The organism is Granulicella aggregans (genome assembly GCF_014203275.1).
Lineage (GTDB): Bacteria > Acidobacteriota > Terriglobia > Terriglobales > Acidobacteriaceae > Edaphobacter.
The window spans coordinates 563,365-577,749 of sequence record NZ_JACHIP010000003.1 but is presented as its reverse complement, the minus strand read 5'-3'; the positions used below and the strand labels follow the sequence as shown (position 1 = coordinate 577,749).

Sequence of the window (14,385 nt, the reverse complement as noted above, 5' to 3'; positions counted from 1 at the left end):
ATGCAGCAGCTTGCCAAGCAGAAAAGTGCCGTTGTTTGCGGTATCGTCCAGCGCCTTGGACAAGAGGCCTTCACCAGGAAAAACTCATGCCCTATTGATGACCGTCGACGCGCCGTTGCAAGCTATCCTCCTCATATGAAGCTCATGAAACTCCTGTGCGCTGTCGGCGTAGCCGCGCTGCCCGGTGCCATGCAGGCACACGCACAACACACGTCGTTGCTGCCCGCAGTGCAGAAGATTGCCTACGGAGCCGGTGCCGTGCGGCTATGCGATCTCGCCGTGTCCGATAACTCCGATGCCGATCCGCAAGCCGTTGCGTCGCTTCGTGCAATGCTGATCGAACACTGCGGCACTAGAAACCAAGGCAAAATCACGGTGCTCTTCTCGCACAGCCAAACCGGGGAAGATCTACCCGGAGTCGACGATCACGGCGGCCAGAACGGTCGCGAGTGGTACAGCCTCTCCATTGATGCTTCTAGCGTTCGCATCCGTGCCCGCACCCGTGCCGGAGAGTTCTACGCGGTACAGACGTTGCAACAACTCGTCGAAGCGACTTCCCTGCCCCAAGTCGAAATCGAAGACTGGCCAAGCCTTCCCTACCGCGGCCTGATGATGGACACCAGCCACGGCGCGGTGCCCAAAATCGCCGAGGTGAAGCGACAGCTCGATCTGCTCGCTCGCTTCAAGGCCAATCAATACTTCTTCTACGTCGAAGCGAATCTTAAACTAGAGGGCTACCCGCTCCTGCAGCAGCCTTCGGACTGGACAAAGCAAGACATCGCAGAAATCGTAGCCTACGCACGCGAGCGACACATTGACGTCGTGCCGTGCGTAGAGCTGTACGGTCACTTACATGATCTCTTTCGCCAGGAGAAGTACAGCAACGAAGCCGCGCTACGTCACGGCGGCGAAGCCAACCCCGCGCACGAAGAGGTGCAGAAACTGCTCGACGACTGGTTGCGCCAGTACGCCGCGATCTTCCCCAGCCCATGGATTCATCTTGGCTTCGATGAGCCCTTTGAGCTGGAGCGCGCGGGAAGCAAGGCTGCGGGCGGAGTTGCGCCCGATGTCCTCTGGCTGCGGCATCTACAGCACATGGCGAAACTTGCATCCGATCTCGGCAAACGGCCACTCTTCTGGGCGGACATCGACGAAGGCGCTTACATCTTCAACAAGTATCCGGGACTCGCGGCAGGACTACCGAAGAACGCGATCGCGGTCCCGTGGCTTTACGATGCCCGGCCCAGCTACGACAACCTTCTCGACCTCTTCGCCGCCAGCCACGTTCCCATCCTCGTTGCGAGCGGTATCTCCGACTGGGACAACATCGCGCCGGACTTTGATAGCACCTTCACCAACATCGATGGCTTTCTCGCAGCGGGACGCAAGGCCAATGTCATCGGTCTGCTCAACACCGTCTGGTCAGACTCCGCCCAGGCGCTGCATCGCGAAGCCGAACCCGCGATGGCCTACGGAGCGATTGCAGCATGGCAGCCGCAAGCGGTAAATCGCCCGCGCTTCTTTGCGGAGTACGCGAACCTGCGTTATCCCGTACCGATTGCTAGTGACATAGCGAAGGCCCTCGCCGCGATCGAAAACTCGCAGTCCCTCTTGATTCAGGCGCTAGGTTCCGAGACCAGCTTCCGCATGTGGGACGATCCCTTTCACTCACAAACTCTCGATCGAGCAAAGAAGAACAGCAAGGCGCTACGGGACGCCCGGCTCGCTGCTGAAGAGGCCATCGAAGCGCTCGTCCCTGCCGACTCGCAATCGGCGTCTGCAGATGACAAGTCGGATGTAGAGAGCCTGTTGCTCGCCGCCCGTATGATCGACTACACGGGCATGAAGTTTCTATACGCCGCGGAGATCGCAGAGCTCTTCGACGGCTTGAACGACCATCCTTCCGTGGACGACATGCACTATCTGAAGCGTGAGACCACGGCGCGCAACCACAGCCGCGTCGGCGACCTGCTCGACCTCTCCGCAGAGCTGCAGCAGCAATATCGCGCAGAGTGGCTGAAACAGTACAAGCCTTATCGGTTGCAGACCGCCGTGGTGCGATGGGAAGCCGAGGAACTCTACTGGCGCCATCTACAGGCAAGCCTTTGGACCGTCGTTGCCGACTTCAAACAGGGCGATCCGCGACCTACGTTGGCGCAGGTGTTGGCGGTGCGGTAGGCCTTCGCCGCGACTACGCTGGCCGCTTGAAGACTCCATTGCGCAGCACTTCGAGATGCTCGTCCGTGAAAGCCGCCCCGTGGAACAGTGCCACGCCCGGCGCTCCGAGATCGCGCGCAGTTTCAATCTGTTGAGCGATGTTTTGAATCGTGTTCTTCCCAGAAGTCGAGTCGAGGGCCATGCCCGCATACACGGGGCAGGAGCGGCCAATGTCGTCGAGCGTAAGCGCGAGCTGCTCGCGGAAGATACCAAGATCGGAGACATACACCTGCGGGACGTAGTATCGCAGCCAGCCAGCCGCGCCCCAACGGCCCCAGTCGCGACCACGGATGCGGTCGTGACGCCAGTCGTGGCCACCATTGGCCGAGAGCAGCATGTTGGGATGCTTGTCCGATAGCTGCTTTCGAAGCTCTTCCACCATGGCGCTGTTGCCCAGCGTGCGGAAGTCTTCGGCCTGCGGCGTCTCGAGCGAGTCGATGAGCGGCCGCCCATGCAGTTGCGCGAACACAGTATTGCAAAGCTCGCAGAGACAGTAGCCGCGCGTGCCATAACCGGGTTCTTCCAGGTGCAGCCCGTGCAGCTTCGGGTAGCGCGCAATCGTACGTTCAAGCTGTGCCTGCATCCATTGACGCGCCTGGTAGTGCTGCGGGCAGACGTTGTCGACGCGCTTGTCCAGCTCCATCACCGTCTGGTTTGGTCGAAGCTCGTCAATCCGCTTAGCCATCCACGCGGGGCTGCCGCCAATCGCGGGGTTGAACTCAGGCGACTTCGGGTCGCGGTAGTCGGTGAAGCTGTACCACATGTCGACTTCGAGGCCACTCTTCGACGCCTCCTCGATCAGGTACCCGAGCCAGTCCCAGCGCGCGGTCGGATGATCGGCGCGATACTCCTCGTGCTCCAGTGCGGCGAGATAGCCGCTGACGGTCCACGGCAAAATGAGGTTGAAGTTAGCGCGTGCATAGCGGTCCACCGTCGCCTTGATTTGGGCCCTACCGGTCTTTTCATCCGCGTCGGTGTGCTGCTCCGGATGGATCCAGATAGCGCGAACCTCCTTCGCCGGACGCGGAGCGCGTGCCACTGCGGCGAGCGGCTGGTTCGCGGGCACCTGTGCCTCCACGCGAGGCAAGGAAGTTGCCGCAGCGGCGGCGGGAAGAAGTTGCAAAAGTCTGCGGCGGCTAAGGGAATCCATCCTCGCACTGTAACGGATACCGCCCGTCTTCCGCATCCGCGGCTCACGCCGCGTTCAGCAGGATGGACGCTATGCAATGCCCAATAGCGCTAGCGTGTCGCGTTCGATGATGCCCTCGGTGAGTTTCTCGGAGATGCGCGGCAGGCCGGAGTTTCCGGTAATGTGGTTCACATTGCGTAGCGCAGCCATGGTCTCGCCGGGTGTGGTGAACGGGTAATCCGACCCCATCAGCAGTTTATGCCCGCAGCCATACTCCTGCGCCAGCATCAGCGCGTTGTAGAACTGCCACGGGCGATAGTAGAGGGCTGAGATATCGGAGAACACATTGGGCTGTTTGCGGATCAGCACCACCGCGTCCTCCACCCACGGATGCCCCATGTGCGCGACGATGATCTTCAACTTCGGGTATGCAAGTGCGACGTCTTCGATCTGGATAGGCAGAGCGTACTTCAGCGGTGCGCGGCGCGGGAAGGTCGTTCCCTGATGCACCAGAACCGGAATGCCGTGCGCTTCGCAGAAAGCGTAGACCGGTTGCATGCGATCGTCCATCGGGTGGAAATTTTGATAGATCGGCGCAAGCTTCAAGCCGCGAAAGCCATCGCGAAGGAAGCACTTCTTCATATCTTCCAGATAATCGGGCTCGTTCGGGTCGAGGCAGGCGAACCCGATCAACTTCTCCGGATGCTGTGCGACATAAGCCTTCACGCGGTCGTTGGGCACAACCAGGCCGAGATGCTTCGAGTGGAAGCCGAAGACAATCGCTTTCTCAACCGGTGCCATGGCAGCCCAGTGATCATCCTCGGCGATCTCGATCTGCGCTGGAGCGCCACGGGCAATGGTGGCTTCGCGCTCCATCTCTTCGCTCCAGTCTTCGGCCTTCCATAGGTGGGTGTGGCAATCGACGATCATCGCGGTCTCCTTGCCTTATGAGCCTAACTCCAGTTGCAACGCCGTCAAGTGCGGTAAGCTACGGCGCGGAAAGCGCGTCCAGCATATTGGACGACGCGGTCATGCAGAAAAGCGGACACGTAAGGCCGCCGCGCACTGACTGCTACACTCGAAACCTCACAGACATCATTTCAGGTGGCTAGGATGCTGTACCTAAGCAATGCTCTCATCGTGGATGGCAGTGGAGCGGGGCCCTACAAGGGCAACGTGCTTGTGGGCGAAGGCCTCATCGTCGCGGTAGGCGACGTGCCCCGGCCGGCCGATGCGGACGAGATCGATCTGCGTGGCATGGTTATCGCGCCGGGCTTCATCGACATGCACAGCCACAGCGACCTGAAGGTGCTCGAGAATCGCCACGAGAAGAGCGATCAGGGCATCACGACGGAGGTCGTTGGTAACTGCGGCTTCTCTCCTTACCCATGCGGCCACCACGCGGCTCTGCTTGCGGAGCAAAATGAAGGCATCCTTAATGGTGCCGGAACCTGGACCACGGCTGCGGCCTATTTGCAGGCAGTGCGCGAACAGTCGCGGCTGGTCGGCGTGGAATCCCTGATCGGACATGGTGCGCTACGAACAGCAGTGCTGGGAGCGGATGCCGCAGTCCGCGAGGTTCGACATCTCGATAATCTGGAGGGCGTGCTCGATGAAGCGCTGGCCGACGGCGCAATCGGCTTCTCCACCGGGCTTATGTACGCTCCGGGATCGGAGGCACCTTTCGCGGAGCTAGAGGCGCTTTGCCGTGTGGTCGCGAAACACGACAAGCTCTATACCACGCACATGCGCAGCTACTCCTGGGAGCTAGTGGAGTCAGTCGAAGAGCAGATTGAACTGGCCCGGCGCACCGGTTGCCGTCTGCAGATCTCTCACCTTCAGGCGGTAGGCCGCGACAACTGGCACAAGCAACGCGTAGCTCTGGACCGCATTGAAGCCGCTCGCACCGAGGGTATCGACGTGGCGTTCGACTGCTATCCCTATCTTGCCGGCAGCACGGTCATGACGCAGTTGCTGCCCCAGAGCGCGCTCTCGGGTGGATCGGCGGGGCTGTTGCAGAAGCTCAATTCGGTCGAGGCAAGCGCCGAGTTGGAGCTCGCCCTCAACCAGCAGACCGCGCAGGCATGGAGTGACATCTTTGTCTCCTCTCTCGGCAGCGAAGCGAATCGCGAACTGATCGGTAAGCACATCGAAGAAATCGCCGAAGCGCGCAGCATTGCGCCCGCGCAGACCGTGCTGGATCTGCTCCGCGAGGAGGCCGGCAAGGTGAACATCGTAGCCTTCAATCAGAGCGATGCAAATCTCCGCGAGACGCTGACGCATCCCCTGAGTTCGATCATCACCGATGGTTTCTACGTAGCGGAACGTCCACACCCGCGCCTCTCGGGTGCCTTTCCCGCGTGGCTCGGCGAGTTCATCCGCGAGAGAAAGTGGCTCTCGCTCGCCGAAGGTGTACGCAAGATTACAGGCGCCCCAGCCCAGCGTCTCGGTCTTCACGATCGAGGCAAGATTGCTCCGGGACTACGCGCGGACCTCGTTGTCTTCCATCCAGAAACTGTCGCGAGCACGGCAACCTTCGAGCATCCCACAGGCGCGCCTGTAGGGATTCATCTGGTCATGAGGGGGCAAACCCTGCTCCCAAAATCGTCCAGCCTATTGGATGAGCGCGGTATTCTATCGTCAGGAAGGGCACTTGCGCATGCTAGAGTGACCCATCCATCGACACAGAATACGATAGGAGAACTCCACTATGGCCGCTGACCGAACGCCTTCTGTCCCTGCCGTGGAACGCGCCCTCATGCTGATGGAATCGCTGGCGCACTCGCGAAATGGCTTGTCGCTTTCGCAGTTTGTCGAAAGCTCGAACCTGCCAAAGAGTTCGATCCATTGCCTCCTGCTGACGCTCGAACGTCTGGGATATCTCCACCGCAGCAAGCAGACGGGACGCTACATGTTCGGCCTGAAGCTCTTTGGCCTTGCGAACACCTCGCTCAACGGGCTGCCCATCCGCGAGCAGGCCGCACCGTTCCTCCGCCAGTTGATGGAGCAGACGAACCTCACAGTGCATATGGGCGTGCTCGACAAGTACGAGGCGGTGTTGGTGGCAAAGTACGATCCTCCGGGCTCGAACGGTCTGGCGACGTGGCGCGGCAAGCGCATGGAGATTCACTGCACCGGCATCGGCAAAGCGCTTGGCGCGTACATGCCGGAGGACGAGTTGAACACCCTCTACCGTCTGCGCAAGTTTCCCCGGCATAACGAGAACACCCTTTCAACGTTGCGCAAGGTGCAGGAAGACTTCGCGAAGATTCAGAAGCGCACTTACTCCGTCGATGACGAAGAAGACGAGATTGGATGGCGCTGCCTGGGTGCCCCTGTCTTTGGGGATGATGGCAGGCCGCTCGCTGCCGTCAGCATTGCGGGTACGGTGAATCAGATTCGTTCAGACAATCTGCCGCAACTTGCGGAAGTTCTTAAGGCGTGTACGACTGCGCTCTCGTACTCGTGGGGATATCTGAAGAACGAGGAGACGGATGCATATCAGCGAGCTTGATACGCCGGCGGTGCTGGTGGATCTCGATGTAATGGAGAGAAACCTTGCGAGCATGGCGGAGTACTCCGCGCGGACCGGCATGAAGCTGCGCCCGCACGTCAAGACGCACAAGATTCCCGAGCTTGCGCTGCAGCAGGTGTCGATGGGCGCGGTAGGCATCACAGCCGCGAAACCCAGCGAAGCGCAGGTGATGGCCGCTGGCGGTCTAAAAGACATCTTCATCGCGTATCCCATCGTCTCTAAGCAGAAGGCCGACGCCCTGCTTGCGCTGAAAGATCTGGCAAAACTTTCGGTCTCTGTAGACTCGTTCGATTCAGCGGAGTGCCTAGCCTCAGCGAGCACAGCGATTGGTTATGATCTGCCGATCCTCGTTGAGATCGATGTCGGCTTCGGTCGCTGTGGGGTGGCGACGCCGGAGCTTGCCGTCGACCTCGCCCGTAAAATTGAGAAGCTGAATGGCGCACATTTCGGCGGCCTGATGTTTTATCCGGGTCACATGATGGTGCCGCTGGAAGAACAGAATCTCTTGTTGCCGAAGGTGAACGCCGCCGTCGAAGCTGCGTATGCCGCGCTGGTCAAAGCGGGCCTGGATGTGCCGGTAGTCAGCGGAGGATCGACGCCGATGGCGCCGCGCTCGACGGAGTTTTCTCACCTCACGGAGATTCGCCCGGGCATGTATCCGCTGAACGATCGAAACCTCGTGGCCGGCGGCTTCGCTACGCTGGAGAACTGCGCGTTGACCGTTATGACCACCGTGGTGAGTACCGCAGTCAACGATCGCGTGATTCTCGATGGCGGCTCGAAGACCTTCTCGTCCGACCGCCTGCTGACGGGCGACCACCTAGGGCACGGTGTCATCCTCGCCGACGCTGATGCAGTCCTCTACGGCCTGAGCGAAGAGCATGGCCACATCGATGTCACGAACAGCAGTCGTGCGTACAAGCTCGGTGAGCGCCTACGCGTGGTGCCGAACCATGTCTGCGCAACCATTAACATGCACGATACGATCTACGGCATCCGGGGCGAGCAGGTGGAGACCGTGTGGAAGGTGGCTGCGCGCGGTCGCGTGCAGTGACGCAGTGAAAGCCGGTGAGGTCCTGCATGGAGTTTGAGTGTGTTGGTGTGGCCGGTCTTGGACTTCTGGGACGCGGAATTGCCGCATGTTTGTTGGCCCATGGGCTACGCGTGGTGGCGTTCGATCTCGCGTCAGATGCCGCCGCAGAGGCGCGCTCCTACATCGCAGCTGCGCTCGAAGAACTGCGCTCGCGAGGCTTATGCGAAGTGTCGATCGTCGAAGACTGGCAGACCCGCTATAGCGAGGCGCAATCTTTGGAGGCCTTCGCGGCCTGCGACTTCGTGATCGAGAGCATCATCGAAGCCGCTGAAGCAAAGGCCGCGCTCTTCGATCAGTTGGAGTCGATCATCGCGCCCGATGTGACCGTCGCCAGCAACACGTCTGCGCTGCCCATCTCCTTGCTCCAAAGTGGCCGTAGGCACCCTGAACGTTTCGTGGGCATGCACTGGGCGGAACCCGCTCACGCCACGCGCTTTCTTGAATTGATTCGTGGAGAGCAGACAGCCGGCGCTCCGATGCAGACCGCCATCGCCCTGGCGGAGAAGCTAGGCAAGGAGCCTTGCGTCGTGGAACGCGACATCCCCGGCTTCATCGCGAACCGTCTCGGCTATGCCATGTATCGCGAGGCCTGCCATCTTCTGGCAACCGGCGTGGCCGATGCGGAGACGATTGACACGTCCTTCCGAAACTCCGTCGGCCTGTGGGCCAGCATCTGCGGCCCCTTTCGCTGGATCGACCTGACCGGTGGCCCCGCGTTATATGCGCGCGCAATGCAGGGTGTGCTGCCGACTCTCTCTCGCGATACTGAAATTCCCGAACCTCTCGTAACCATGATGAACAATGGCTTGACCGGCGTCCGGGATGGCGAAGGTTTCTATGCTTATACGCCGGAACAGGCCGCGCACTGGGAAGAGATTTACCGGCGACATGTGTGGCGCGTACGCGAAGCGGTGGATGAGTCGTTTCCGCTGAATAGCGAGGCGAGCAGCGAATGACCATGCACCTCACGCGGCCGGACTTTGTCGTCATCTTCGGCTACTTCGCTTTGGTTCTCTGGATCGGGCTGTACTTTCGCCGACGCCAGAAGACCGCCGGCGATTACTTCGCCGGTGGCCATCAGGTTCCCTGGTGGCTGGCCGGAATCTCGCACTACATGTCCGGATTCAGCGCGTTCACCTTCGTGGTGTACTCGGAGATCGCCTACCGCTACGGTGGCGTGGCGATTGTGCTCTTCTGGACCAGCGTACCCGCCTGCCTGCTGGGTGGCCGAGTCTTCGCGGCTCGATGGCGTCGCGCGCGAATCATTACACCGGTGGAGTTTCTGGAGCAGCGCTGCAGCCTCACGGTACGCCAGTTATTTGCCTGGTCCGCAATCCCCGCCAAGGTCTTCGAGGATGCCCTAAAGATCTTTACTACTGCCCTCTTCCTCTCAGCGGGAATGGGCATCGGCCTGAAGAGTTCTGTGCTGACCTGTGGCGTGATCGTTGTGGTGTACACGATCCTCGGCGGGCTGCTTGCCCTGGTCGTCACCGACTACCTCCAGTTCCTGATGAAGGCACTGGCAATCCTTTTGCTGCTGCCGCTCGCAGCGTGGAGACTTGGTGGCATCACGCAGGCACTCCACGCCGCGCCGCCTCAGCTATGGCAAGCACACGGCGGTCCCTATGGATGGCCTTACATCGTCAGCTATCTTCTGATCGTCGGCATCAGCTACAACGGCAGTTGGTCGTTCGCGCAGAAGTTCTACTCAGTGCCTGATGAGAAGTCGGCAAAGAAGGCGGGCTACTTGGCCGCCGCACTGAATTTCGTCGGTACCCCGATCATGCTTCTCCCGGCGGTCATGGCGAACCGTCTGCTGCCGGACTTCGCAACACAGCAAAAGCCGCAAGACGTCTACGTGCATTTGATCTTCGGTTTGCTGCCAGCGGGAATGATCGGGATCATCGTGGCCGCGTTGTTCTCCGCTACGATGGCAACCGTGAGCGCAGACCTGAACGCTATTGCCAGCGTGCTCACCAAGGACTTCTATCAGCGCATTCTGCGACCGGCGGCCACAGAACGCGCTCTCGTCACAGCCGGCCGCGTCATTACGCTCTTGCTGGGGACGGTCATCATCGCAATCAGCATCTGGCTTGGCTACACCAGCCGAGGTTCCCTCTTCCATATCATGGTCACAGCATTTGGCGTCCTGCTGGCTCCGACTTTGCTGCCCTTGTTGGCGACGCTGCTGTTCCGGCATCTCACCTCGAACGGCGTAATCGCCGGCTTCACCTGTGGCATGATCTCCGGTGCTGCAACTCTGACGGCGAAGACCCTCTATCTCCAAAGAAGCGATGTCACGGCGACGCAGGCACTCGACTACAAGCTGGAAGCGCTTTCAATCTTCGTGAACATCGCGATGACGTGCATGGGTATGGCATTGGGAAGCTACTTACTGGCAATCTCTCAGGATGAAAAGCAGAGAACGGCCGCCTTCTTCACCAAGCTTGCAACACCCGTATCAGCTGCGGAAAGTGCGGTATCGGCGGAACATGCAAGCTCGTCGTCACGCATCATTCGGCTTTCCACAGCGGCCGTCGGCGCTCTACTAATCATCTCTGGATTGCTGACCGTGTCGATGCAGGCGCGTTGGATGGATGTTGGAATAGGCGGCCTGTTGCTGATCTTCGCCATCCCCTTTCGGCGATCGCTTCGCAAAGTCGCCTGAAATCGATCACGGTTTCGATGGCAGCGCCTCCGCAAAATCAGACGCATGCAAGAGGCAAGCGCCACCAAAGAACACGGCCCATCACCAAAAGTGCGCCAGAACCCACAATAAGAGTCAAGCAACGGGGGCAGAGGGGATTGAGAGAGAACTCCGGCCCGCCCAGGACGGGCCGGAGATAGTGCTATCGAAGGATGTCGACGTCATAGTACGAGAAGTTCCAGTTAAGGATCTTGATCGTGTTGGAGGTCGCCCCGGTGCCTGCGGTGAACCCCGCATAGGCCGGCATAAAGCGACTTCCGTTATTAAGAAAGGAGTCGAAGACGGCATATTGGTCTAGATCGGTTATCGACACTTCGACCCTATCGGTCTGGTAGAAGTAGAGAATGCGGGCGTGGAACCGATGTCCGCTATGAAGGTCGATGCGGCCCGAATTGAGACTGACGGCCGGAACGGAGGGGTAAGCCCCATTGAGATAGAGGCCAGTCGAGTTAGGCCCCTCGCCACTGTTATTGTGAAGGTCGAACTTGATTGCGAGACTGTTGCCTATGCCACCGGTCGTGTCGTCGGGCAGATAGGGTCCGTATCCGAGTGCTCCACCGGGGGTTCCAACCGCTGTAAGACCTTGATCCTGCAGGAGAAAGGTGAAGCCGTCGCCTCCGGTTCCTTCTATCGAGAAGTCAAAGTCGGTTACCCAGGGAGATGAGTCCGTGGGGGATTTGAAGTAGGCGCTGGTGGCCTCAAAGGGCGTGCTGTTGGTCAGTTGGAGAGTAGAGCCGACAATCGCCGCGCCATTGTTGAGTTGGAGCTTCGAGGCTGCGCCGGTGAAGCCGTCCTGGAACGCCGGAAGTGTGTCTGTTGTCGGCTGTAGGTCGCAGCAGGCCTGGCTGGTGAAAGTCCAGTTGAGAATCTTCACGGTTGACGCGGTCGCGCCGGTAGCGGAGGTAAAGCCAACGTAAGCGGTGGTGGTTCCAATATCGCCGAAGAGATCGGCGCTAAAGGAGTTCGTGAAGACTTTACCCGTGTCCATGTCGGTGAGAACCAGATTCAGGCTCAATTCCTGAGCGATCCCAATCTGTGCCAGGAAATGGTGGCCGCTGTGGAGGTCGATCCCACTCGGGGTAAGGTCGATGGCGGAGGCCGGCGACGTGATGCCACCCTGCTCGATGCGAACCGAGTTCGATCCTTCGCCCTGATTGTTGTGAGTATCGAAGACCAGGGCGAGACTGTTGATAATGGATGAACCGGAGGTCGCGCCGGGTAACTGTCCATAACCGATTCCGCCTCCGTTCGACCCGATAGCGTTGGGTCCATTGGACTGAATGACAAAGGCAACGCCGTCCGAGTTCTGTTCAGGGATCTGAAACTCGAAGCTGGTATTGACGTCGTAGACGGGCAGTCGCTTTGGGTAGAAGGCGCTACGCGCTTCAAAGCTCTTGCCGTCTGTGAGTTGTAGAACGCCGCCCTCAATGGTCGCCCCGCCGTTGAGGAAGAGCGAAGACGCATTGGTGAAGCCGCCGCTGTCGTTGACCACCTGGTAACCAACCAGGGCCACTGGAGGCGAGACGCTTGGGGTGTGCGTGGCATCGCCCGAATACCTGGCGACGATCTGGTGGGGGCCAGCTGGAGAGAGGACGGGAATTGGCGCGCTGGCCGCGCTGGCGGGGGTGACGAGTTCCTGGGCCCAGCTATTCGTCTGGGGCGTGAGCGCCGGGGTAAATTCGACGATGTCGGTGAAGCCGTCGCCATTGAAGTCGCCAGTAACGATGTTTGAGAAGTATGAAATGCGCCCGAGTGGATCGGTCAGGAGGAAAGACGCGATCCCTTCGAAGAAAGGGACGCCGGGAGTCGAGGCGTCGCTCTTGAGGACTTCAAGCGTTTCGAGTTCACCCCCCACGCTGGAATCTAAGAACTCGACGGCGAGATCCGGCTTACCATCGTGATTGAAGTCGTCGGTAAGCAGCGAAGTCAGGGCGGGTCTGGTGTCTAAATAAATATTGTCGTTGCCGTTGTCCGGCTGAACGAAGGTGCCGTCGCCTACGCCTTCCCAGATACTCAGGGTGTCTCCGTCGTAGCTGACGATGTCGAGAAGACCGTCGCCATTGAAGTCGCCGCCCACCATCAATTTAACGCCGGGGTTCTGGGTGGTTGCGGCAATGGGCTTGAAGGTGCCGTCCCCGTTGCCACGCAATGTCTGGAACTGGTTCGTGAACGTCCCACTATCCTGGACGATCAGATCCTGTTTGCCATCTTTGTCTTCGTCGGCAATCAAAACCGGAGTTGCTTGGATCTGGCCGGCGAGATACGTCGCCGGTATTGCCTTGAAGCTGCCGTCGCCGTTGCCGATAGCGATTTGAAGAGCGTGAACGAGCAAACTTGGGTTCTGCGTGCTGGGGATCTGGACATCGATGACGACATCGGGGATGCCGTCGTTGTTTAAGTCCCCAACGTAGACTGGGCCTGGGTAAGTCTTGAGCAGGCTCGGGGTCCTGTCGGTGAAGGTTCCGTCGCCATTCCCGAGGCTGACGCGAATGGCCCGGGTAGTGAAGTCCGTGGCGACGAGGTCGAGCTTTCCGTCGCTATTCAGATCAACCAGCCGCATAGGATTCATGGACTGGTTCACAGGCGTTCCCAGGTTCGGTGAAGAGGGGCGCGCAAGGGCAAATTTTCCGCTCGCACTGCCGAGCAGTACGAAGAAACCTGATGGTCCCATGATCGCTATATCGCTGAAGCCATCGTTGTTGACGTCTCCTGTCGCGATCTGGATGATGTTGTCGAAGACTATGGACGGGATTTGAGAGAAGTCGAGTTGGCCTGAGACATAATTGAGTTGCTGGGGGGAGCTATCGCTAAGCCGCGTCGAACCGAGCGCGGCGTTCCCATAGCTGGTGTCGAAGAACGATACGGTCCCGGTGGCGGCCGGACCGCCCTGCAGGGCGGTCACGGTCGACTGAAGAGTATATTGCCCAGCATAGCTCTGCACCGGTGTGCTCCCCATAGATTGAATAGTGCTTTGGGTGGGAAAGACTGTCGGCGGCGCGATCGTGAGGCTCTGTGAAGACGATGTGCTCTTGGAATAGGTCGAAGTCCCTGCAAAGATCGCGTAGATAGAGTGGCTGCCGGTAAAGAATGCGTGGGCAATGCTAGCGGTCCCATTGGATGTAAGCTGCGACTGTCCGACCGGCACCCCGGTCTCGCAGGTGGAGGTTCCTTCGCAGAAATAGACGAGGCCTGGATGGACCGCGAGTGTGCCGGCGGTAACCTTAGCAGTGAGCGTGACCGCGCATCCCTGGGTAAGACACGAGGATGTGACGGTTAAGGTGATTGTGGTGGGAGTGGCGGCATGCGCTGCAGCTGGGAAAAAGGCGATGAGCGCAAAGATGCTGAAGAGCGAGAAGGCAATGAGGGCGGGTATGGTTCTGCGGATGACGGGCATGATGGACTCCGTGCAGATGGGAAGGTAAGCCGCGTGCGGGAATAAGGCTACACCTAGGTAACGGAGTTTCACCAGCAATTCACAAGAAAATGACGGGTAAATGCCGGCTTTAATTAAATCGACAGGTTCAGGGCCGTATCAGACCGGACTACGCGCTTATCGCTCCACCCAACATTTCCTTATTGCATCCGCGATCTGAGTTTCCGGATCTCCTTATTGCAGCCTTTGAAAGTCCGTATTCCGTGAACTCCGAGCCGTGCATCGGGTGATAGTTTGCCGCCTAGTGCCATGCGGCACTATAGGCCTATAT

Annotated in this window: 9 protein-coding genes; 6 read left to right on the top strand and 3 right to left on the bottom strand. The window is 59.5% G+C overall.

What is annotated here, in order from left to right:
• The first annotated feature begins 144 nt into the window (after nt 1–144).
• Nucleotides 145–2,178: a glycoside hydrolase family 20 zincin-like fold domain-containing protein gene (locus HDF16_RS12730; RefSeq protein WP_221312706.1), complete on the top strand. Its 2,034-nt coding sequence runs from the start codon at nt 145–147 to the stop codon at nt 2,176–2,178.
• 13 nt (nt 2,179–2,191) lie between these two features.
• On the opposite strand, the gene HDF16_RS12725 is transcribed toward HDF16_RS12730, so the two are convergent.
• Together HDF16_RS12725 and HDF16_RS12720 are read right to left on the bottom strand one after the other, a co-directional pair.
• Complete coding sequence (locus HDF16_RS12725; protein WP_221312705.1) at nt 2,192–3,283, bottom strand: family 10 glycosylhydrolase; 1,092 nt, start codon at nt 3,281–3,283, stop codon at nt 2,192–2,194.
• A 153-nt stretch (nt 3,284–3,436) separates the two neighbouring features.
• On the bottom strand, nt 3,437–4,276 hold the full coding sequence (locus tag HDF16_RS12720) for an amidohydrolase family protein (protein WP_184217083.1): 840 nt from the start codon (nt 4,274–4,276) through the stop codon (nt 3,437–3,439).
• A gap of 183 nt (nt 4,277–4,459) precedes the next feature.
• Between HDF16_RS12720 and HDF16_RS12715 the strand changes: the two genes are divergently transcribed.
• Genes HDF16_RS12715 through HDF16_RS12695 form a run of 5 tightly spaced genes read left to right on the top strand, consistent with a single transcriptional unit; the run spans nt 4,460 to nt 10,642 of the window.
• Entirely contained in the window at nt 4,460–6,067 is a 1,608-nt protein-coding gene (locus HDF16_RS12715; protein WP_184217082.1) for an N-acyl-D-amino-acid deacylase family protein, read from the top strand.
• Nucleotides 6,057–6,860, top strand: coding sequence for an IclR family transcriptional regulator (locus tag HDF16_RS12710; protein WP_184217081.1), 804 nt, complete (start codon nt 6,057–6,059; stop codon nt 6,858–6,860). The genes HDF16_RS12715 and HDF16_RS12710 overlap by 11 nt, the downstream gene beginning before the upstream one ends.
• Nucleotides 6,841–7,935 (top strand): alanine racemase, encoded by a 1,095-nt coding sequence (locus tag HDF16_RS12705; RefSeq protein WP_184217080.1) that lies wholly within the window; start codon nt 6,841–6,843, stop codon nt 7,933–7,935. Before HDF16_RS12710 ends, HDF16_RS12705 begins: the two co-directional genes overlap by 20 nt.
• Nucleotides 7,936–7,961: 26 nt before the next feature.
• Entirely contained in the window at nt 7,962–8,930 is a 969-nt protein-coding gene (locus HDF16_RS12700; RefSeq protein WP_184217079.1) for a 3-hydroxyacyl-CoA dehydrogenase family protein, read from the top strand.
• A complete protein-coding gene (locus HDF16_RS12695) occupies nt 8,927–10,642 on the top strand; it encodes a sodium:solute symporter family transporter (RefSeq protein WP_184217077.1) in 1,716 nt (571 codons plus the stop codon). Before HDF16_RS12700 ends, HDF16_RS12695 begins: the two co-directional genes overlap by 4 nt.
• A 181-nt stretch (nt 10,643–10,823) precedes the next feature.
• On the opposite strand, the gene HDF16_RS12690 is transcribed toward HDF16_RS12695, so the two are convergent.
• Nucleotides 10,824–14,075 (bottom strand): FG-GAP-like repeat-containing protein, encoded by a 3,252-nt coding sequence (locus HDF16_RS12690; RefSeq protein ID WP_184217075.1) that lies wholly within the window; start codon nt 14,073–14,075, stop codon nt 10,824–10,826.
• Between the last annotated feature and the right edge of the window lie 310 nt (nt 14,076–14,385).